Genomic DNA, 21,318 nt, shown 5'->3' on the forward strand with positions numbered 1-21,318 from the left:
ATGAGTCCAGACCAACACCAGCCATCGACTTCCGGAGAAGAGACCAAGGCCAATCTATTGCGTCTTTTGTTGCCGGTCATCGTCATCATCATCAGTGCGTCCGTCGCGGTCTGGATGATGCAATCAGGACCAAAAGCCAAACCCCGAGCAAAAACGCGCAATGCCGTTCTGGTCGATGTTCGCCCCATTGAGCTGGGTCCTCACACAACAACCGTCAGCATCATGGGAACAGTCAAACCACAGCGTGAAGTCGCCCTCAAGCCCCGGGTCAGTGGTGAAATCATCAAGGTAGGTGACAACCTGATCCCCGGTGGGCGCTTTAACAAAGGCGAAGAGTTGCTCGTCATCGACCCCAGTGATTACCAACTTGTGGTCAGGCAGCTCGCCAGCGAGGTGGCCCGGGTTGAATCGGATATGCAGGTGGAGTTGGGCCGACAGCGGGTCGCACAGAAAGAATTCGAACTGCTTGGCGAAAGCGTCAGCGAAGCGGAAAAGACGCTGATGCTCAGAGAACCACAACTTGAGAACAATCGGGCGCTTCTCGAAGGAACCAGGGCAAGGCTCGAGCAGGCACAGCTGGACTTGAAAAGAACCTCTGTCAGATCACCGTTTAACGCCGTGGTCATGTCTCGTGAAGTCAATCTCGGCACACGCGTTTCACCGTCCACAACACTGGCAACGCTGGTTGGCAGTGACAGTTACTGGGTTGAAGCGCCGATTCCGGCCAGCCAGCTGCAGTGGATCAGCATCAGTCAAGTGGACAGTGAATCCGGCTCTCCGGTACGTATCTACGACTCAGTCGCCTGGGGTCCAAACCGCTCCCGTAGCGGCCGGTTAGTCGGCCTGACGGCCATGGTTGAAGAGAATGGTCGCATGGCGACCCTGCTGGCGGAAATACCTGACCCTCTCTCCCTGCAGCCAACCTCGTCGGAGCAGCCCAAGCTTCTGCTTGGCAGCTACGTCCGGGTCGAAATCGAAGGGAAGCTCCTGGCGAAGGCCGCAGCGATCGAACGTGACCTTATCCATAACGGTGAGCAGCTCTGGATCATGGATGAAGAAGGCCGCCTCGACATACGCACTGTAGAGATCGCTTTTCGCGGCCAGGACCAGGTTCTGGTCACTGGCGGTGTGAACCATGGCGAAAAGCTGATCACAACCAACCTGCCCTCACCGGTGCAGGGTATGTCCTTACGGCTGAAAGAGGCTGAGACGTCAAGCCCCGCGGCTGAAGAGAAAAGCAAACCATGAAGCCGACAAGAAAAGAACGCTGGCAGCGCGGCCCACTGGCCTGGATGGTCTATAACCGGGTCACGCCCAACCTGCTGATGATTGCCTTGATAATGGGTGGGTTCTTTGTCTCTGGACAGATCAAGAAAGAGGTCTTTCCCGAGTTCGAACTCGATCGGGTTACGGTCAGCGTCGCCTACCCGGGGGCCAGCCCCGAAGAGGTTGAGCAGGGCATCGTGCTCGTAGTCGAGGAAGCCGTACGCGGCCTGGAAGGCATCAAGGAGCTGACCTCACGAGCCGGCGAAGGCAGCGGATCAGTGAGCATCGAGCTGCTGGCCGACATAAATCAACAGAAAGTCTACCAGGATATCAAGCAGGAGGTCGACCGCATCCGCAGCTTCCCTGATGATGCCGAGGAACCGCAGGTTTCGCTGGTGGCCCGCCGCCGCGAAGTGCTCAACATCCAACTGTACGGCAACACCACCGAAGCCGCTCTGCGTGAAACGGCAGAGCAGGTTCGCGACCGACTGCTCCAGGACCCTAAAATTACCCAGATCGACCTCTCAGGTGCACGCGACCTGGAGATCCATGTTGATGTCCCGCAAGAAAAACTCCGCGCCTACAAGCTCACCCTCGACGACATAGCACGCACCATCGACGCCGCCTCGACGGATATTCCAGGCGGAGCGGTCGAAACCGACGGCGGCGACATTCTGCTCCGCGTAACAGATCGCCGGGACTGGGCCAACGAGTTCGCCCGCATCCCGATCATCAGTGCCTCTGACGGTACGGTCGTTCGGCTTGAAGATATCGCGACAGTCCGTGAGGCCTTTGAAGACAGCAACCGGTTCGCCACTTATAACGGTCAGCGCAGCATAGGACTCGATGTCTACCGGGTTGGAGATCAGACCCCGGTCGGTGTTTCGCGGGCGGTTCGTAACGCCATGACCGAAATTGAAGCCGACATTACAGAGGGTATCGACTGGGACATCAACCGGGACCGCTCGGAGATTTACGAACAACGACTTAACCTGTTGTTGAAAAATGCCGGCATCGGCCTCTGCCTGGTCCTGCTGCTGCTCGGCCTGTTTCTCGAGTTCAAACTCGCCTTCTGGGTGACCATGGGGATCCCTATCTCCTTCCTCGGCGGCCTGCTGTTTTTACCCGCATTGGGTGTTTCGATCAATATCGTCTCCATGTTCGCCTTTATCGTCGCTCTGGGGATCGTGGTCGACGACGCAATCGTGGCCGGCGAGAACATCTACGAATACCGTCAACGCGGCCATGGCATGATCAAGGCTGCGATTCTCGGTGCCCGTACAGTTGCGATACCTATCACCTTCGCCATTCTCACCAACATCGTGGCCTTCATGCCACTCTATTTTGTACCTGGAGTCATGGGCAAAATCTGGAAGGCGATTCCCGTGGTGGTCATCACCGTCTTTGCCATCTCATTGGTCGAGGCTCTCTTTATTCTGCCGGCTCACCTCGCCCATACCCGAAGCACCCCGGCCAGCAAGCTGACCGCGCGCCTGCACGAGTGGCAGCAGAACTTCAGCGCAAAGGTCTCGCACTTCATCGATAGTCGTTATCGCCCGCTGCTGAAGTTAAGCATCCGCTGGCGCGGCCTGACAGTTGCCATCGCTATGGCCGTATTGATGATCATTCTCAGCTATGTCATGAGTGGTCGTATCGGCATGATTCTAATGCCTCGGGTCGAATCGGATCGCGCTGTGGTCACCGCTGTTCTTCCGGCAGGGAGTACCCTCTCTGCCGCTGAGATGGTTCAGAAGCGACTGGTTAACGGCATTGAAAGAGTGGCGGCTGAAAATGGTGGCGACAAACTCCTGCAGGGTGTCTATGCAGAGGTCAATGAGTCAGAAGTCGGCGTAACAGCCTATCTGACCCCCCCTAAAGTGCGCCCACTTAACACAGGAACCGTGACTAACCTCTGGCGCGAAGAGGTCGGTCCGATTATCGGTCTGGAGTCGTTACGCTATGAATCTGATCGTGGCGGTCCCGGAGGAGGAGCAGCTCTCACCGTTGAACTTTCGCATCGTGACACCGATGTGCTTGACCGGGCCAGTGCTACCCTGGCGGAGCGTTTGGCCGAGTTCCCTAACGTCAAGGATATCGATGACGGCTTCACTCCGGGAAAAGAGCAACTCGACTTCCGCATCTCACCGAGGGGAGAAAGTCTGGGGCTGACCTCGCGTGACATCGCCCGCCAGGTACGCAATGCTTTCTCGGGCACCACGGCCCTGCGCCAGCAGCGCGGCCGCAACGAAGTCACGGTACGCGTACGTCTCCCAGAGAGCGAAAGAAGCAGTGAATTCAATATTGAGAATCTGATGATGAAAACGCCTGCGGGCACCTTCGTTCCCCTTTTTGAGGTCGCCGAGGTGAGCCGTGGCCGTGCCTATACGACCATTAACCGCCGCGAGGCCCGGCGCACGGTCAGTGTCTCCGCGGGCGTCGAACCGATCAGTGAGACTGGTCAGATTCTGGCCACATTGAACAGCCAGATACTGCCTGAACTGGCCCAGGACTTCCCCGGCTTGACCTACGGCTATCAGGGTCGCCAGGCCCGCATGAAAGAGAGCACCGGTGGCTTGGCCAACGGCTTTATCATGGCGATGATCGCTATCTACTTTCTTTTGGCAATCCCTTTCCGCAGCTACAGCCAGCCGATGGTCGTCATGCTGGCGATTCCCTTCGGTGTGGTCGGTGCCGTTCTCGGCCATCTGATAATGGGTTACAGCCTCAGCCTGATGAGCATGATGGGCATCGTCGCCCTCTCCGGCGTGGTGGTCAACGATTCCCTGGTGCTAATCGACTACGCCAACCGTCAGCGTCTCGAAGGAGCTTCTGCCTTTACCGCAGTCTGCGACGCCGGCGCCCGCCGTTTCCGACCGATCATCCTGACCACCCTGACCACCTTCGGTGGTTTGGCACCAATGATTTTCGAAACCTCCCGCCAGGCCAGGTTCCTGATCCCGATGGCTCTCTCCCTGGGCTTCGGCATCCTCTTTGCTACGGTCATCACCCTGTTGCTGGTGCCCAGTCTTTACTTGCTGGTAGATGATGTCCTGCAATGGTACAACAGAATTTTCGGGGTAGTGCCTGACGAGGAAGGATCATGAGCGACCCAAACTGGGCTTTGTCCCGAAAGCGGCAAAGACTCACCGAAAGGGCGCAGATCATTCAAAGCATCCGCAGCTTTTTCATCGATCGCGGCTACCTCGAGGTGGAGACCCCACACCGAATCCCGGCGAACGCCCCCGAGCCTCACATCGATGCGGTCGCCAGCGGCGCCTGCGCCTTACACACCTCTCCTGAACTGGCGATGAAACGCATGCTGGCTGCGGGGTACGAGCAGCTGTTCCAGATCTGCCGGGTCTGGCGAAATGGTGAACGCGGTCAGTTTCACCTGCCGGAGTTCACCCTGCTCGAATGGTATCGGGTTGGAATCGACTACAACGCGCTGATGAACGAATGTATGGAACTGCTTTTTGTTCTGCTCCCGGGAGGCAAGCTTGACCGGGGGGGACGAACGATCGACCTGACCATGCCGTGGCAGAAGCTGACAGTTACAGAGGCCTTTACCCGATATGCGTCAATGGATCTGAACCAGGCCCTGGCCTCAGATTGTTTCGAGGAGATCCTGACCAGTGAGGTTGAACCGCATCTGGGCAAAGAGAAACCGACATTTCTGACCGAGTATCCAAGCAGCCTCGCGGCCCTGGCCCGCAGTAAACCCGGAGAGCCGCAGGTCGCTGAACGTTTTGAGCTTTACATCGACGGCCTCGAACTGGCGAATGCTTTTTCGGAGTTGACCGATGCGGAGGAACAACGCCGCCGTTTTGAAAAGGACGAAGAGTTGCGGCGCACCGCGGGTAAGACACCCTATCCTCTCCCTGAAAAATTCCTCGCCGAACTGGAAAACATACCTGAAGCGGCCGGAATTGCCCTCGGCCTTGATCGCCTGATCATGCTGATCACAGAGGCAGAAAAGATTGACGATGTCGTTGCTTTTGGTCCTGATGATTTGTGATCAACGCAATCATAAAATCGAGCGATAAATTTTCAAGCAATGAGTTTGAACGTTAAAATTATTAGTTCAGAGGAAAAGTCTCTTGTTTTCCCCCCTGCCGACAGGCTATAAAAAAGGCAGGGACATCCACTTGACAGAAACCTTGACTGACTATGCATTTTCATTCTGAAACAGCTGTTTTTAATGCCTGCCGAACCCTCTTCGGAAAAGAGGTCAACCTGTCTCGTGATTTTCTCAACTACCTGCAGCCAAGCGGTGCAAAAACCGCCTTCCGCAGTCAGGCCAAAGCTCATCATCCCGACGCTCACGCGAGTTCCTCAAAGAATATCCGCAACCAGCAGACCGAACGCTTCCGGGAAATCCGTCAAGCTTACGACCTGATTATCGAGTTTCTTGAGAATCGTCATCTCAGCCGCAAAACCGCCTCTGCGAAAAGACCTGCGCACACAGCACCCCATTGGGGCAACACGACGACCCGGAAGCGCGAGCAGCAGAAACCTCACGCCAGACCCTCGAAGATACCATCGATTCCCCTCGAGTTCGGCATGTACAGCTACTACCAGGGGAAAGTTTCCTATCAGCAACTGATCGAAGCCCTGGTCTGGCAACGGCGACAAAGACCAACGCTCGGCGCCCTCGCCGAGAAGTGGGGTTGGCTCTCAGATGCCAAGGTAAGCCAAATTCTCCAGCACCGTGGCCAAGCCGCCCGCTTCGGCAAAAAAGCAGTCGAACTCGGCTATCTCAAACCACACCAGGTTGACGCACTGTTGAAATATCAGCGTTCATTACAAACGAGACTCGGTCACTATTTTATTGAGAAGGGGCTGCTCACAGAAGAAGACGCTGACCAGATTTCGACGAATCTCAAGAATCACAATAACCAGCTCAAGCAGCGCACCAGGAATCGCGCCAACAGCCGCCTGTGATCTCTTAAATAAGCTGACGGCGGCGATTGGGTAGTTCGACAACACCGTCAGCAGTTCTCACCTTAAGCACTTCCCCGACTTGCAGAAGATTTTCAGGCAACAACGGCACCTTGCCCTGGCCACCGGGCGGGTCAACAACATATTGCGGGATCCCCAATCCGGAGAACTGGCCGCGCATCGCTGCGATGATCTCAAGGCCACGCTCTACAGGCACCCTGAAATGTGCTGTACCCCGGGCCTGGTCAAGGTGATGCAGGTAGTAGGGACGCACCCGCATCTTCAATAGCTTGCGACAGAGATCGATCATCACGGCAGGACCGTCATTGACACCACCGAGCAGAACCGTCTGATTTCCCAGTGGAATCCCGGCATCAGCCAGGCGTGTGCACGCCTCGATACTGGCAGAGACGATTTCGCGCGGATGATTGAAATGCGTGTTGAGATAGAGGGGCTGAAAACGGGCCAGTAGGCCACAGAGCTCCGGGGTGATGCGCGCCGGCAAGGTGACCGGCACCCGGCTGCCGACACGGATGATCTCCAGGTGAGGGATCGCATGTAATCGGGTCAGGATATCTTCGAGACGGTCGTCATCCAGAAGAAGCGGATCGCCGCCGGTCAGAATAACATCACGAATCCCTGGCGTTGCGACGATGTAGGCGATGCCGTCGGCAACCTGCTGCTGTGAAAAAGCCAGCGCAGAGGTGCCCACCCGATTTTTACGGGTACAGAAACGACAATAGCCGGCACACTGACCGAAAACCAGCAAAAGAGCCCGGTCCGGATAACGATGCACGACCGCCGGCACAGGAGAAAAAGACCGTTCATTCAGGGAATCTTCGGGGAGCTCGTCAACCGCCAGTTCAGAAAGATCAGGAACGCATTGCCTCCAGATCGGATCGCCCGGTTCTTCAATCAGGTCGAGGGTGTGGGGAGTAATCCGCAGAGGATAACGAGCGGCCACGGCACGCAGGGGTTCGGGATCGATGCCGAAGCGTTCTGCCAACTGTTCCGGTGTGGTGAGGCTATCGGCTAGTTGTTTTTTCCAAGGCATAGGTTCTAGTTGTCAGTTGTCAGTTGTCAGTTGTCGGGTGTCAGTTGTCGGGTGTCGGGGTCATCTTCAAGCTTGATTGTCTGATTACTGATCACTGATTACTGGTTTTCGGCTACGCAGCCACCAAACCAGAACAACCAGAATCATCAAGCCGACATCTCGCAACAGCGCAGCAGCAGCCGAAACATCCTGCCCACCGCCCGGGTCAAAACAACCGCAGTCAATATCCAGACCACGCAGCAGAACTGACAGGAGAGCAAGCATGAAGACCAGATTCATGCCGCCCACAGCCACAAGAGCCGGTCGCACCCGGGAATTAAGCAGCAACAGGAGCCCGGCCAAAAACTCCACGTAAGGCAGAGTGGCTGCAACCAGGTAGTTCATGGCGTAAGGGAGAATCTGGTAGGCCGCTACATGTCCGGCAAAAGTGACCACGTCCTGCATTTTCACGGCGCCGGCATAAACAAAGGTCAACGCCAAAGCAAGCCGAGAGAGGTGGTAGAGAATGATTTGCGCGCGTTTCATTGGCTTTCCCCCGCAATGGGAAGGCCAGCGTCACGCCATTCCGGAAAGCCACCTTCAAAAACCCGAACATCGAGGTAGCCGGAATTTATCAAGGTCATGCCCAGGTCAAAAGAGTCAGGGCAGCCGAAGCCACTGCAGTAGGTGATGATAACCCGATTTCTTGCAACCCTTCCAAGGAACTCAGGCAGTTCAGCATCGATCTCGACCATCGGCAGCGAGACGGCACCTTCGATATGTTCTAATGCGTAGAGTTCGGGGCTTCGAGCATCAACGATCAAGCCTCCTGAAGCCATGACCTGCTGGACTTCATCGATCAAGACAGGCATCGGTAACGCGGCAGGTGAGTTGACCTCTTCAATCGTGCTCTGCGGTGAGACAAGGCGACCACTGAAGGCGTCCATCACCAGCTGATGATTCAGGGTCAGACCGAACAGGGCGGCAAAAGCAATCAGAACACAGGCTTCAAGAGCTATGCGTTTCAAATCTCTGAGCATTTATTCGTCCGGAGACTCTGTGAGCTCAGGCCCCATAGTGCCGAGCATTTCGTGCATGGCCCCGACCTTTCGTTCAAGACGATCAATCCGGGCATGGGCTGAGGTCAATTCCGTATTCAGCTCTTCCACCATGAGGTTCTGGTGAGCGTAACGAATTTCCAGCTCAATAATGCGCTCTTTCAGTTCTTCCATAAAGACCTCCTTTAAACGCGCACATGCTATCAGAAGAACCACCGCTGCGCAATCGACTCAATGGGACTGAAATGATTGCAAACTTTCATAAAATTGATATCATTACCGAGATTGTCAACTTTCCCTTTTTAAGATGAGACCTCATGACTAAAGACAAGTTTGTAAAGCAACAGTTCGCCCCTGTGGTTCTCATGCTACTGGCGTGCGGCGTTTTTCTCTGTTCATTGTCACTGGGCAGCCCGGCAACAGCAGCCGAAGAACAGCAACAGCACAGCGAGCCGGCCGCGATGACCCACGATCAAGATGCTGGCATGAACCATGATAAACATGCTGAAATGAATCATGCCAAGCCCAGTGAAATGGCGCATGATCAACACGCCGGGATGAACCACGACAAGTCGGACGAGATGGCCAATGACAAGTCCGGCAAGAAGGCTCCGACCAGGCCCAGCGAGATGAATCACGATCAGCATGCAGGAATGGAACATGACGGCCAGGGCGAAACAGCTGCAGAGACTGCCGTCCATGTTCATCCCGTGCAGACAGAAACCGATGAGAGCAAAGTCGGGCTTGATGAAAAGCTCGGCGCCATCCTCCCCCTCGATCTGGTCTTTACTGACGAGCAGGGCAACCCTGTCAGCCTCGCTGAGCTGGTGAACAAACCGACCGTAATCGCGCCGGTCTACTATCGATGCCCCAATGTCTGCCATTTCCTGCAAGGGGATCTGGCACGTGTCCTGCCCGGGCTCAAGCTCAAGGGCGGCGAAGATTACCAGGTTATCTCCGTCAGCTTTGACGACACGGAGAAACCGGAACTGGCACAACGCAGCCGAGATACCTACTACGCGGCCATGAAACACCAGTACCCGGACAAGGCCTGGCGTTTCCTGACCGGCGACAAGGAGACGATTCTTCAGCTAACCGATGCTGCAGGCTATCGTTTTCAAAAAGTCGGCACAGAGTTTCTGCACCCTGTGGTGTTCTTCGTCGTCTCACCAGAGGGCAAGATCGTGCGTTACCTGCACGGCACCCACGTTCTCCCCAAAGATCTGACCCTGGCCCTTTACGAAGCAAAAACAGGGCACGTTGGCACCACAATTCGTAAAATGGTACAGTACTGCTTCAGCTTTGATCCGGAGCAGAAAACATATGTTTTCAACATCCTGCGTGTTTCAGCTACGGCTATTTTAACAACCCTGGCAATCTTCGCTGCCTTCCTGGTGTTCGGCGGCAAGAAGGGCAAGAAGGATAAGAATTTATGAGTGATGTAACGACTACGGCAACCAGCGAGCGCGGCTTTTTCGATGAAGGCCAGTACCCGGGGATCTTTGCCTGGCTCCTCTCCACGGACCATAAGCGTATCGGCCTGCTTTACTTCTGGTGCATCATCTTCTTCTTTTGTGTTGGTGCGATCCTCGGCCTGCTGATTCGTCTGGAACTTTTTGCCCCGGGTGAAACAATCATGGGCGCTCAAACCTACAACGCCGTCTTTACTCTGCACGGCGTTATCATGATTTTTCTCTTTATCATTCCTGGCATACCGGCGGCCTTTGGCAACCTGATCATGCCGATCCAGATTGGCGCCCGTGATGTGGCCTTTCCGAAACTCAACCTCTTCTCCTGGTATCTTTACATCACAGGCGCTATGCTTGCGGTGACCTCACTCTTTACCGGCGGCGGGCCACCGGACACCGGCTGGACCTTCTACGTACCCTTCTCGGCCCAGACCAGCACCAACGTTTCCTTAGCTGCCGTGGCGGTCTTTATTCTCGGTTTCTCGTCGATACTCACCGGCCTTAACTTCGTCACCACGGTTCACCGCTTGCGGACCGAGGGCATGACCTGGATGCGCATCCCGCTTTTCACCTGGTCACTCTACGCCACCGCCTGGATCCAGATCCTCGCCACGCCGGTCATCGGCATTACCGTTGCCCTGCTCTTTGCTGAACGGGTTATCGGCACCGGCCTCTTCGATCCGGCCCAGGGTGGAGATCCGATCATGTTCCAGCACCTGTTCTGGATCTACTCACATCCGGCGGTTTACATCATGATTCTTCCCGGCATGGGCGTGGTCTCCGATATTATCCCGGTTTTTTCCCGCAAGCCCTGCTTCGGCTACAAAGCCATCGTCGTTTCAAGCCTCGCCATCGCCTTTGCCGGTTCCCTGGTCTGGGCACACCACATGTACACCAGCGGCATGTCAGACATGGCTGTCCTGGTCTTCTCGTTTTTGACTTTCATCGTTGCCATTCCCTCGGCTATCAAGGTTTTCAACTGGCTGGCGACCCTCTATGAAGGCTCGATTCTGCTCGACCCGCCGCTCCTTTACGCGCTGTCATTCATCCTGCTCTTTACCATCGGCGGCTTAACCGGTCTGGTTCTCGGCGCGGCAGCAGCAGATGTTCACGTGCACGACACATACTTCGTTGTTGGCCACTTCCATTTCGTCATGTTCGGCGGTACCGGTATGGCCTTCTTCGCCGCCATGCACTATTGGCTTCCAAAGATCTACGGCCGCATGTACGACAAAACCATCGCAACCGTTGCCTGGGCTATCATGGTCATCGGCTTCCTGATTCTCTACATCTCGATGAAGATCGTCGGCATGCAGGGGATGCCGCGCCGCTACTACGACTATGTCCCTGAATTTACCGGCCTGAATCAATTGGCAACCGTCGGCTCCTGGATTCTGGCTGTTGGGCTGGTGCTGATGTTCGCCAACATTTTTCGTGGCATTTTCAAAGGCGACCCTGTAGAAGCCAACCCCTGGGGCGGAGCCTCTCTCGAATGGCAGGTCCCCTCACCCCCGCCGATGGAGAATTTTGGCGAGGAGGATCCGGTGGTCACTCACGGCCCTTATGATTTCACGAAAGCGGGGATCCTATGAGCGGCCATGTTCACAAGGATTATACGGGCGCCAAGTTCGGCATGTGGCTCTTCCTCTTTACCGAGGTACTCCTCTTTGGCGGACTTTTTCTCCTCTATGCCGTCTACCTGGCGCGCTATCCACAAGAGTTTATTTCCGCCGGCAAAGAGCTCAATGTCTGGTTCGGTGGCGGCAACACCTTAGTCCTGCTGACCAGCAGCCTGTTCGTCGCGATCTCGATCACCGCCTTGCGCCGTGGTGCCAAGACGCTCTGCCTCCGGCTGCTCGGCAGTACCATCGCTTGCGCCGTCATCTTTATGGTCAACAAATACTTTGAGTGGAGCGCCAAAATCAATCACGGCATCTATCCCGGCTCGGAGCACCTGAAAGAGATGCAGCCCGGTGAGATGATCTTCTTCAACCTTTATTATCTAACCACGGGACTGCACGGTCTCCACGTTATCATCGGAGCCCTGGTTATCGCCTGGGCCATGATCCTGATTAAAAAAGACCGGGTCAATGCCGATGATTGGGTTATTCTCGAAAATGCCGGGCTTTACTGGCACCTGGTTGACCTGATCTGGATTTTTGTTTTCCCGCTGTACTATCTGATTTTGCACTAACCAATACGGAGAAGACTTAACGCAAAGACGCCAAGGGGTAAGGAAAGACGCAGAGAGAACTTCTTTGTTTTAAAACCCATAAAACCGATTTTCTTTGCGTCTTGGTTTTAACCTTTGCGCCTTGAGTGAGTAAAGCGAACGGGCGTTAAAAGTTTTTCGCCCTTAAGTCCAAAAGAGGTATTTATGTCCGAAGAACACACTCATATAGTTCCTTACAAAACTTTCGCCATTATCTGGATCGCACTACTGATCCTCACCGGGGTCACCGTAGCCGTAGCGCAATACAACCTGGGTGCGATGAACATTTGGGTTGCCCTTGGCATTGCGACACTCAAATCAGGCTTGGTGGTTGCAGTCTTCATGCACATGAAGTACGAAAATCGTCTTTTCAAGCTATCGTTGTTTGCAGCGTTGGCGATTCTGGCAATCTTTATCGGCCTTAACTTTTTTGATGTTCTATATCGCTAAGGAGAGACTGTGAACACCCAACCTCTGATTACTACCACTGAGGCAGTCGACAAGGCTTTTTATATTATCTTCGGCATCAGTGGCGTCGCCCTGCTCGGCATCACGGTGGCCATGGTTTACCTGGTCTGGCGATATAATCGCAAAAGATATCCTGTGCCACTCAGCCAGAAAGATCACAACGTCTGGCTTGAAATCACCTGGACGGTCATCCCGTCGATTCTGGTCATGGTGATGTTCTGGTACGGCTGGGAAGGCTACCTTTCCCTGCGTCGCGTTCCGGACAACGCTATCCCGGTTCAGGGCAATGCCCGCATGTGGTCGTGGCTCTTCACCTATGAGAACGGCAAAACCTCTGACAAGCTTTATGTTCCGGTCGGACAACCGGTCAACGTAAGACTGAATTCCGAAGATGTGCTACACAGCTTCTATGTGCCAGCTTTCCGGGTGAAACGTGATTGCGTCCCGGGCATGGAGACTTACGCCTGGTTCGTCGCTGAAGAGCCGGGCAGCTATGATCTCTTCTGTGCAGAATATTGCGGGGTCGCCCACGCTGACATGATCACCACGGTCGAAGCCATTCCCGCCGCAGAATTTGCCGGCTGGCTGGCAGAGAAACCCTCAGCGACTGCTGCTGGCAAGGGTTTACTGCAAAAACATGGATGCCTGGGCTGCCACTCTCTTGATGGCTCACCATCGGTAGGACCAAGCTTCCAAGGCATCGGAGGACGCCAGGTCACAGTGATCGCCAATGGCGAGAGTCGAACCCTGACCAGCGATCGTGATTATCTGGAAAAGGCGATTATCGACCCGAATATTGAGATTGTCGAAGGCTTCCCACCGGCCATGCCTTCTTACGCAGGAAAAATTCCCGAAGAAGACATGACAGGAATCCTTGATTACCTGCTCAACCTCAAAGCTGGTGGACAGTCTGGCGAAGAGACCACAGAGAACCAGTTAGAAGAAGCTGAACAAACAGAAGAGAAGGCTCCCGCTGAAGAAGCAACAGCACCCGCTACCTCTGAAGAGCCAGCAAGCCCTGCGGAACGAGGCGAAGCGCTGGCAGCCAAGAACGGCTGTCTCGGCTGCCACAGCGTTGATGGCAGCAAACGCGTTGGCCCCACATTAAAAGGCTTCTGGGGCAGTGAGCGTATCGTCACCCGGGATGGCCAGGAGATAACCCTTGTCGCTGATGACAGCTACCTGATCAAAGCGCTTCGCGAACCGGGTGCAGACGTGCTTCAGGGCTATCCCCCGGCGATGCCACCCTACCCGGGCCTCAGCGATGAAGAGATTCAGGACCTGCGTGCCTGGCTGGAGACATTGAAGTGACATGCAGAGCCATTCCGGAACCATGACAAACCTGGCGGCGTTAAGTCGTCTGATCAGACTGCCCCTGTCGGTGATGGTGGCAATCTCTGCTCTCACCGCTGCCCTGGCAGCAGATCAACATGTTTCCGGGCTCGTCCTCTGGGCGCTGGCCTGGGGTATCTTCCTGCTCAGCGCATCCTGCTCGGTGCTCAACCAGGTTCAGGAACGCTCGACTGACGCCCTGATGCACCGCACCTGCCGCCGCCCCCTGGCCAGCGGTGCTCTCTCGCCAGGATCGGGGATGTTGATCGGCCTTCTTTTCGGCAGTGGTGGACTCGTCATTCTTTTTGCAACCACCGGCCCGAACACAGCCCTGTTGGGGCTGGCTGCAACAGCCTGGTATCTACTCACCTATACACCGTTGAAACGGCGCTCATCGTTGGCCGTAATTGCCGGAACCCCTTGCGGAGCTCTGCCGCCACTGATTGGTTGGCTGGCCGCAGGAGGAGACCCACTCGACCCACGCCCCCTCGCGCTGGTCCTGCTCATGGTCCTCTGGCAGGTTCCTCACTACTGGCTCCTGGCGCTACCCGATCGTGAAGAGTTGAAAAGGGTTGGTTTCAAAGTCCTGCCGCAAAAGCTGAGCAGCCATCAACTCTTGAGCATCAGCCATTTCTGGATTCTCGGCATGGTGACGGCCACCTTGTTACTGCTGCCGATGCAGCTGGTACAACTGCCAATACTGCAGGGGGTGATTGCCGGTCTGGCCATCTTTTTTGCGATCTGGACAACAGGTGTTCAGAAAAAGACCTTCTTTATTGAAAAAACCGCTGCCAAACTACGCATCGGCTTACACATCTACCTCGGCCTGATACTGGGCTGCATCCTCCTCAACGGTCTCCTGCTCAGATTGGCACTTTAATCTCTGACTCTAGCTGTTTTTGTCAAATGCCGCCCCCAGGATAGCCCCCCCCGCAGCAAACTATCAGGCAACAGCTAATGACAAGACAAGACAAAACCTGACCAAAATCCTTTTCGTCACAGAGGACACAGCATTTTTGACCGTTCCTGCACGATCGATGTCGGTGAGCTCTGTAGAAATTATGGGGGAGGCCACCGTGGCCCTGGGAGCTGCGTATTAAGAGCCATGGTCGCCGGTCCAGCCATCAAAATCAGTGCCGAGAAACTACGAAAAAATTAAAAAAGCGCCCCGTTTAAGGGCGCTTTTTTATTATTGCGTCAGCCTGTTGGAAGAGGCCTTAATCTCCGACCTGCACCATCGAGGCAAACAACTTCCTCAATACTGCTCGAATTCATCATCGACTGTATCACGAGTTGCTCCAAAATCCGCCTGATAATCATTACGGGGTATTTGACGCTGTTGGGGCGACGACAATTCTTGCTTAGTCTGTTTGTCCTCGAACTCAAAGGTTTCACCGAGCTTGAAAACCGCAACCATCTGCTGAAGGTGTTCTGCCTGGGCTGAAAGCTCTTCCGAAGTTGACGCCATCTCTTCAGTCGCCGCAGCATTTTTCTGAATGACCTGGTCAAGCTGTTGGATCGATTTGTTAATCTGCTCAGCTCCGGCATCCTGCTCCTTGCTGGCAGCGCTTATTTCCTGAACCAGTTCGGCGGTCTTCTGGATATCAGGGACAATGACTTCCAGCATATTTCCGGCCTCTTCAGCGATATCAACGCTGTTGCCAGAAAGTTCACTGATTTCACCGGCGGCCTGCTGACTCCGTTCTGCAAGTTTGCGAACTTCAGCAGCAACAACAGCAAAACCTTTACCATGCTCACCGGCTCGCGCGGCCTCGATCGCGGCATTCAGGGCCAGAAGATTGGTTTGCCTGGCGATCTCCTCAATGATCTGGATCTTGCCAGCGATCTCTTTCATCGCGACAACGGTCGCCCGAACCGCCTGGCCGCCTTCACCACCTTTTTCCGCCGATAGGATAGCGATCTTTTCCGTCTGCATGGCGTTGTCAGCATTCTGCCTGATATTGGCCACCATCTCTTCAATTGAAGAGGAGGCTTCCTCTGCCGAGGCCGCCTGCTCGGTTGCGCCCTGGTTCAGGGTGGCGCTGGTATCTGTCAGTTGCATGGCTCCTGAGCGAACCTGGTGTGCTGAACGCACGATTTCACCAATCAGGCTGGCCATCTTCGCCTTCAGGCCGCGCAGCGATTTGCCCATGGTGTCCCGATCAGACACCAGCGGCAAGTCTACAGTCAGATCTGCATCAGCCATCTTCTCCAATTGACGCATCTTCTCAGCCATTGCATCGAGGAAAGCATTGACACTTTCGATAACGATACCGATTTCGTCATTACTGACCTTACTGGTGCGCAGAGACAAGTCGTTGGTCGATTCCATTTCGCGCATGGTACCCACCAGGGCCATCAGAGGACCAATAATAATCCGTTGCAACAAGATCCAGACTGCAATGATCATCACCAGGGCCAACACAACAATTTTCTGAATGGTCGAAACAATTTCGTCCATCAAGGCATCATTAAGCCCCTGGTAAGACATCACCACTTCGAAACGGCCAAGGGATTCGTTGTCATACATCATGTCCTGACCAGCCTCAGCTTCATAGCCCGCAGGAATTTCACTCAGGACAACACTCTCGCCCTCTTCATTGCGCCCCTGTGCGTAGGCCAGGGCACCTGAAGCATCGAGAACCAAGACCGTAGCAATGTCACGGTTGTTCATCTCGGCGGCAAGAAAATTCTCAATCTGGCGATCATCAAAGCCATACAAAGCATCTGGTAATGTTAAAACGGCACGTTTCAAAACAGCTTGTCTTTGTTGTGCCAGGTTGTCCAGCATCTCGGCTTGACGCTGCTGGTAGTTGAAAGCACCTAAACCAGCCAAGGCTAGAGTAATGATGCCAACAAACCAGACTAATAGCTTTATGCGCAGACTTCTCATAACTTCATTCTCACTTTAAGTCATTATCACCAACAATGAAGACTCCCACGGCTATGCCGTGGGAGTCTTCAATTGATTTATTTCCAGTCTTTGAGACCGTATTTTGCCAATATTTCCTGCAGCTTTCCGCTGCTGCGTAACTCAACAATTCCGTCTTCAAGAATTTTCGCGTACTCCTTTGAGCTTTCCTTCGCCGGGCTGAAAGCCATGTAGAGAGGAGTCTCCTCATTAGGGCCTCCGGCTAGAACAATCACACCAGAAAGATTCTCCTGGTTCAGTTCGTGAGTCATCACATTGGTATTCTCAATGACCGCATCCAATCGGCCAGCTTTCAGCATCTTGATCAACTTCGGCAGGGCATCATCGCCGGTGGCCGCGAAAAGCTTGCCACTTTTCTTATCCTCTTCAATATAGCTGTCCAACTCCGTATAATAGCCGTAGCCATCGATGACGCCGAGACGAATCTGCTTGAATGAGTCAACCCCTTGATACTTCCAACTGCTGCCTTTTTTGACATAAAAACCATTCTTGTTGACACCTAAGGGCTCTGCAGGAAACACGAAATCTGGTGATTCCTCGGGGTCAGTACCAACAACGGCATCGTAGGTCCCTTTGCCAACGGCATCAAGGCTGCGTGTCCATGGCATCAGTTGGTAGTCGATCTCATGACCTTTGGCTTCAAAAATCAGTTTAGCCAATTCAATCATGTAGCCGGGCTGCGCGCTGTTCGGCTCTTCATTGTAGGGGGCCCAGCTATCGGCGCGGACGGTAATCGTAGCGGCAGTGGCAAAACCTGCGGTCAGGATGGTAAGAACTACCAGGCTGATAAGGGTGGTCGTAATACGCTTCATCGTTATTCTCCTTATGACTTGTCTTCTGATTTGGTTGATATGAAGATCAGTGTGCAACATTCATCATATGATCAATGTCAGACCTCTTAGTAATCGTGTGACAGGAGAAATTAGAGCAATCGTAATGCCAAACTTGATATGCCAGAGAGAGAGAGACCATAAACTTCTGAAATAACACAAGAAAAGAAACTAAATCTGTCATGATTATAATTGGTGAAGTGGTACTTCTTAGAAGGCTTGCTACACTTTCATGTCACAAAAGTGTAACGCACGGGGGAAGCTTGTCGCAAAGAAGAGAAAGGGCAATCATTGATCATCAACAGGAGCAGAAAGGTCATCACGCGCAATCAATCATCCGACCTCTGCCGATCGCGCTTCTTTTCGCCCTGTTTTCTTTTGGCATCAAGGCGTCGGGCGATGGCTCCCCGACCGGGACGAGTCGCAATGCGCCGCTTCTTCTTGCGTAATTTTGCAGCCAGCTTCTCTTCCAGTCGCAACATGGCTTTCTGCAGGTTCTGATGGCGGGAACGAGACTCGGTCGCGGTTACAACCATACCTGTAGGCAGGTGGATAATGCGCACCCCGGTCTCGCTGGTGTTGCGGTGCTGCCCTCCGGGACCGGAGCCACGAAAGTAGTCTATGCGGATATCTTTTGGGTTCATCAATATTACGTGGTCTGGGTACAGGGTTAAAGGTACAGGAAGGTACAGGGAGGCCCTTATCCCGGCACCCTTCTCCCTTTACCCTTCTTGTTCTGCCGTGCTACAAGATAAAGTCTATTTACTGAACTGTCAAAGAGGGAGTCTACCATGAATCATTTCGCCTTAACCATCGTGGGCCGCGACCGTGCCGGAATCGTCTCTCAGGTCACCAAGATTCTTTTCGATCTCGGTTGCAACATCGCCGATTCGAGCTGTTCTATTCTGGGCGGTCAATTTGCCATGATTTTGATCCTTGGCCATCCGGAGCTCACGGATCGCGACAGCTTTGGCGATGCGTTCAAGCCCCTGGAGGATTCTGACCTGTCTGTCGCCCTGCGTGTTCTTAAACCGGGCGGTGAAATTCGCTCCAACATATTCGGCGATATCTGCATGATCTCAGTCTACGGTTCCGACAAGCCCGGGATTGTTTACCGGGTCGCTCAAGTCCTGGGCGAAAAGAATATTAATATTACCGACCTCAACACCAAGCTGGTCGGCAGCGATGAACGACCTGTCTATGTCATGGTTATCGAGGCGGTCCTCCCTGAGAACGTTGCGGAAGAAGATGTCGACGGCTGGCTCACCCCGATACGCGAGGATCTTCAGGTTGATATCACCGTGCGCACCATCCCGACGGTGGAACTCTGACCATGGCCGTTCGCCCCATACTCCTCTATCCTGACCCGATACTTAAGCAGGTCGCAAGACAGGTTGAAACTGTTGATGAGCCCACTGTCGCCGTCATTCAGGACCTGGTCGACACCATGCTCGACTCCGGCCATTCCGTCGGCGTTGCTGCTCCACAGATAGGCGAGCTGGTGCGCGTCGTCGTCGTCGATGTCTCGAAGAGCAAACTCGGCAAAGACAACAATCACGGCCTGCTCGAAATGGTCAACCCCGAGATCATCGAAAAGTCCGGCAGCAAGATAATGCGTGAAGGCTGCATGAGCGTTCCCGATTACACCGGCAATGTCACCAGGGCCGAACTTATTGTCGTGGAATTCACCGACCGTGCAGGGCAGCTGCGCGTCATTGAAGCGTGTGGCTTTGAATCTGTCGCCATCCAGCATGAACTGGATCACCTCGACGGGATGCTCTTCCTCGATCGCGTTTCCAGTCTGAAAACCGATCTTTACCGCAGGAAATCGAAGTAGATCAGGAACGTTGTACGTGGTACGAGGAGAGCAAAAGAACAAGACATGCTCGACGCACTTATCGTTCACCTCTCGACAGAGGAATCTAGGCACTTATGACGAAGTTATTACTCCTTCCCGGTCTCGACGGCACAGGGCTGGTTTTTGATCCCCTGCTGAAACACCTCCCTGAGGATATCGAGGTTCAGGTCGTGCGCTATCCAGCCGATCGCGTCATGTCTTTCCAGGAGCATGTCGATTTTGCCCGCAAACAATTACCCCGTAAGAAACCCTTCGTGTTATTGGCAGAATCATTCTCCGGACCGATCGGCCTGCAAATCCTCTCTGAGCCACCGGATAATCTGAAGGGTGTCCTTCTCGTTGCAACCTTTGCGCGTCACCCGACTCCTTTTTTTCTTGATGCGGGACTTTACCTGCCGCAGAAACTGATCCTCAACCTCTTCACCAAAACATTTCTGGGTCGGTTTTTCTGCCTTGGCGGCGCGCCCTCTGAGGCCGTTAACATTTTTCAGAACGCGCTCAAGTCTGTTAAGCTGAGTGTCCTTTCAAATCGCTTGAAGATCCTTGCTGAGCTGCCCCCCCCGCCAGAGATAAGTTTCTCTGGACCCTGCCTTTATCTGCAGGCAAAAAACGACCGCCTGATTCCTGAACGTGCGACAGTTCCCCTGCAACAGTTGCTGCCGCAATTGCAGATAGAGCAACGACCTGGCCCTCACATAACCCTTCTGGCTCATCCGGAAACCGGTGCTCAAATAATCAGTAACTTTATTTCAGAGTTAACGGACGTGCCATGAATGAACTGAGCGAACAACAGAAGCAGGAGCTCAACAAGGAACTGCTCAATCTTCGCGACGAGTTGCAGACGTTGCTTGCAGACTCGTCAGATGGCGCACAACCGGTCAGCCTCGATGAGCCCATTGGCCGTCTTTCCCGAATGGACGCCATGCAGCAGCAAAGCATGGTGCAGGCGAACCGACGCACCGCACAAACGCGACTGACGCGTATAGAAACAGCCCTGCGTCGATGCGCCGATGATGACTATGGTTTGTGTGCGAGCTGCGAAGAAGAAATCGGCTACGCCCGTCTGAAAGCACAGCCGGAAACTCCATTTTGCATTGATTGTCAGAGTAACAAGGAGACGCGCAGCAGGTAGCGAGATTAAAATCCTTCCCCACGCCCCGCGCCACCCGCCACGGATCCTATGAAACGTTCTTCAAGAAACCGCCTGACAGAAAAGGAGACCTTTCTCTTCCCGAGCGACTCGCTGTTCGACAAAGTTGGCCGCGCCGTTTGCAAGGCGGGCTGCTTGCCACGCAAAGAATTATTCGAAGCATGGGAGGTTGCCCGACGAGTCAGACGACGCTTCCGAAGCGGACGCGTGGTTGACCTGGCGTGCGGTCATGGTTTGGCCGCAGCTCTTCTTCTGCTCCTCGATGATAGCTCACCGGTTGCTCTCGCCGTAGATCGCACTCTCCCCGCCTCGGCCAATAAACTTTATCAGGCTCTGCTCGAAAGCTGGCCAAGGCTTGAAGGTCGGATCGAATTTATCGAAATGTCATTGGAGAAAGTTGTCCTGGAATCCACGGACCTTGTCGTTTCCGTTCACGCTTGCGGGAGTTTGTCTGACCTGGTTCTACAGCAGGCCGTAAAAGCACAGGCACGACTGGCCCTGCTACCATGTTGCCACAACCTGAAAGATGCTGACCAGGGCGGACTTAGCGGTTGGCTCGAAGGTCCACTGGCCGCAGATGTTGTCAGGGCTCAGCATTTGCGCAACCATGGTTACACGATTTTCACACAGCAGATACCGGCTGACATCACACCCAAGAATCGTCTCCTGATGGCTGAACCTTCCACGTCCATTGATAGAACTCACCTTTGACCTACTGTTCTATTTGGGTTACATTTTTACTGTTCCATTCGGCCAACGACCGGGGAACGAT

General features: G+C 54.2%; 22 protein-coding genes. 15 read left to right on the forward strand and 7 right to left on the reverse strand.

From position 1 onward, the window contains the following. The 4 genes from P9J64_10980 (at nt 1) to P9J64_10995 (ending at nt 6,207) form a co-directional block, all read left to right on the forward strand. Nucleotides 1-1,248 carry an efflux RND transporter periplasmic adaptor subunit gene (locus P9J64_10980; protein MDG5468841.1) on the forward strand — a complete coding sequence of 416 codons (1,248 nt, stop codon included), beginning with the start codon at nt 1-3 and terminating at the stop codon, nt 1,246-1,248. Further along, nucleotides 1,245-4,370 carry an efflux RND transporter permease subunit gene (locus P9J64_10985; protein ID MDG5468842.1) on the forward strand — a complete coding sequence of 1,042 codons (3,126 nt, stop codon included), beginning with the start codon at nt 1,245-1,247 and terminating at the stop codon, nt 4,368-4,370. Before P9J64_10980 ends, P9J64_10985 begins: the two co-directional genes overlap by 4 nt. Further along, nucleotides 4,367-5,281, forward strand: coding sequence for an EF-P lysine aminoacylase EpmA (epmA, locus tag P9J64_10990; GenBank protein MDG5468843.1), 915 nt, complete (start codon nt 4,367-4,369; stop codon nt 5,279-5,281). Before P9J64_10985 ends, epmA begins: the two co-directional genes overlap by 4 nt. Nucleotides 5,282-5,433: 152 nt before the next feature. After that, nucleotides 5,434-6,207: a J domain-containing protein gene (locus tag P9J64_10995; GenBank protein ID MDG5468844.1), complete on the forward strand. Its 774-nt coding sequence runs from the start codon at nt 5,434-5,436 to the stop codon at nt 6,205-6,207. Nucleotides 6,208-6,211: 4 nt separating this feature from the next. On the opposite strand, the gene P9J64_11000 is transcribed toward P9J64_10995, so the two are convergent. The 4 genes from P9J64_11000 to P9J64_11015 form a co-directional block, all read right to left on the reverse strand. Next, nucleotides 6,212-7,258 carry a KamA family radical SAM protein gene (locus P9J64_11000; GenBank protein ID MDG5468845.1) on the reverse strand — a complete coding sequence of 349 codons (1,047 nt, stop codon included), beginning with the start codon at nt 7,256-7,258 and terminating at the stop codon, nt 6,212-6,214. 84 nt (nt 7,259-7,342) lie between these two features. Further along, entirely contained in the window at nt 7,343-7,783 is a 441-nt protein-coding gene (locus P9J64_11005; protein MDG5468846.1) for a MauE/DoxX family redox-associated membrane protein, read from the reverse strand. Beyond that, a complete protein-coding gene (locus P9J64_11010; protein MDG5468847.1) occupies nt 7,780-8,277 on the reverse strand; it encodes a rhodanese-like domain-containing protein in 498 nt (165 codons plus the stop codon). The genes P9J64_11005 and P9J64_11010 overlap by 4 nt, the downstream gene beginning before the upstream one ends. Next, complete coding sequence (locus tag P9J64_11015) at nt 8,278-8,469, reverse strand: SlyX family protein (GenBank protein MDG5468848.1); 192 nt, start codon at nt 8,467-8,469, stop codon at nt 8,278-8,280. A 143-nt stretch (nt 8,470-8,612) separates the two neighbouring features. Here P9J64_11015 and P9J64_11020 point away from each other — a divergent pair, with 143 nt between their 5' ends. The 6 genes from P9J64_11020 to P9J64_11045 all read left to right on the forward strand — a co-directional run bounded on the left by P9J64_11020 (nt 8,613) and on the right by P9J64_11045 (nt 14,656). After that, nucleotides 8,613-9,731, forward strand: a complete 1,119-nt coding sequence (locus P9J64_11020) for an SCO family protein (protein ID MDG5468849.1) — start codon at nt 8,613-8,615, stop codon at nt 9,729-9,731. Continuing rightward, nucleotides 9,728-11,356 carry a cytochrome c oxidase subunit I gene (ctaD, locus tag P9J64_11025; GenBank protein ID MDG5468850.1) on the forward strand — a complete coding sequence of 543 codons (1,629 nt, stop codon included), beginning with the start codon at nt 9,728-9,730 and terminating at the stop codon, nt 11,354-11,356. Before P9J64_11020 ends, ctaD begins: the two co-directional genes overlap by 4 nt. Beyond that, nucleotides 11,353-11,958, forward strand: coding sequence for a cytochrome c oxidase subunit 3 family protein (locus tag P9J64_11030; GenBank protein ID MDG5468851.1), 606 nt, complete (start codon nt 11,353-11,355; stop codon nt 11,956-11,958). Before ctaD ends, P9J64_11030 begins: the two co-directional genes overlap by 4 nt. 183 nt (nt 11,959-12,141) lie before the next feature. Continuing rightward, a complete protein-coding gene (locus tag P9J64_11035) occupies nt 12,142-12,426 on the forward strand; it encodes a cytochrome C oxidase subunit IV family protein (protein ID MDG5468852.1) in 285 nt (94 codons plus the stop codon). Nucleotides 12,427-12,435: 9 nt separating this feature from the next. Next, entirely contained in the window at nt 12,436-13,755 is a 1,320-nt protein-coding gene (gene coxB, locus P9J64_11040) for a cytochrome c oxidase subunit II (protein MDG5468853.1), read from the forward strand. Between the two features lies 1 nt (nt 13,756). Further along, the gene (locus P9J64_11045; protein MDG5468854.1) at nt 13,757-14,656 is read left to right on the forward strand and encodes a protoheme IX farnesyltransferase; all 900 of its coding nucleotides are present in this window, start codon (nt 13,757-13,759) and stop codon (nt 14,654-14,656) included. Between the two features lie 375 nt (nt 14,657-15,031). Here the strand turns inward: P9J64_11045 and P9J64_11050 are convergent, their stop codons facing one another. The 3 genes from P9J64_11050 to P9J64_11060 form a co-directional block, all read right to left on the reverse strand. Next, a complete protein-coding gene (locus P9J64_11050) occupies nt 15,032-16,669 on the reverse strand; it encodes a methyl-accepting chemotaxis protein (protein MDG5468855.1) in 1,638 nt (545 codons plus the stop codon). A gap of 77 nt (nt 16,670-16,746) precedes the next feature. Further along, nucleotides 16,747-17,520, reverse strand: a complete 774-nt coding sequence (locus tag P9J64_11055) for a transporter substrate-binding domain-containing protein (GenBank protein MDG5468856.1) — start codon at nt 17,518-17,520, stop codon at nt 16,747-16,749. A 347-nt stretch (nt 17,521-17,867) separates the two neighbouring features. After that, nucleotides 17,868-18,182 carry a peptide chain release factor-like protein gene (locus tag P9J64_11060; protein ID MDG5468857.1) on the reverse strand — a complete coding sequence of 105 codons (315 nt, stop codon included), beginning with the start codon at nt 18,180-18,182 and terminating at the stop codon, nt 17,868-17,870. A 147-nt stretch (nt 18,183-18,329) separates the two neighbouring features. On the opposite strand from P9J64_11060, the gene P9J64_11065 reads away from it, so the two are divergent. The 5 genes from P9J64_11065 (at nt 18,330) to P9J64_11085 (ending at nt 21,257) form a co-directional block, all read left to right on the forward strand. Further along, nucleotides 18,330-18,869 (forward strand): ACT domain-containing protein, encoded by a 540-nt coding sequence (locus P9J64_11065; GenBank protein MDG5468858.1) that lies wholly within the window; start codon nt 18,330-18,332, stop codon nt 18,867-18,869. A gap of 2 nt (nt 18,870-18,871) precedes the next feature. After that, nucleotides 18,872-19,375 (forward strand): peptide deformylase, encoded by a 504-nt coding sequence (gene def / locus P9J64_11070; GenBank protein ID MDG5468859.1) that lies wholly within the window; start codon nt 18,872-18,874, stop codon nt 19,373-19,375. A 95-nt stretch (nt 19,376-19,470) separates the two neighbouring features. Beyond that, complete coding sequence (locus P9J64_11075) at nt 19,471-20,169, forward strand: hypothetical protein (protein MDG5468860.1); 699 nt, start codon at nt 19,471-19,473, stop codon at nt 20,167-20,169. Then, on the forward strand, nt 20,166-20,528 hold the full coding sequence (locus P9J64_11080) for a TraR/DksA C4-type zinc finger protein (GenBank protein ID MDG5468861.1): 363 nt from the start codon (nt 20,166-20,168) through the stop codon (nt 20,526-20,528). Before P9J64_11075 ends, P9J64_11080 begins: the two co-directional genes overlap by 4 nt. 48 nt (nt 20,529-20,576) lie before the next feature. Next, the gene (locus P9J64_11085) at nt 20,577-21,257 is read left to right on the forward strand and encodes a methyltransferase (protein ID MDG5468862.1); all 681 of its coding nucleotides are present in this window, start codon (nt 20,577-20,579) and stop codon (nt 21,255-21,257) included. Nucleotides 21,258-21,318: the final 61 nt, after the last annotated feature.

Source organism: Deltaproteobacteria bacterium IMCC39524 (assembly GCA_029667085.1).
Lineage (GTDB): Bacteria > Desulfobacterota > Desulfuromonadia > Desulfuromonadales > BM103 > M0040.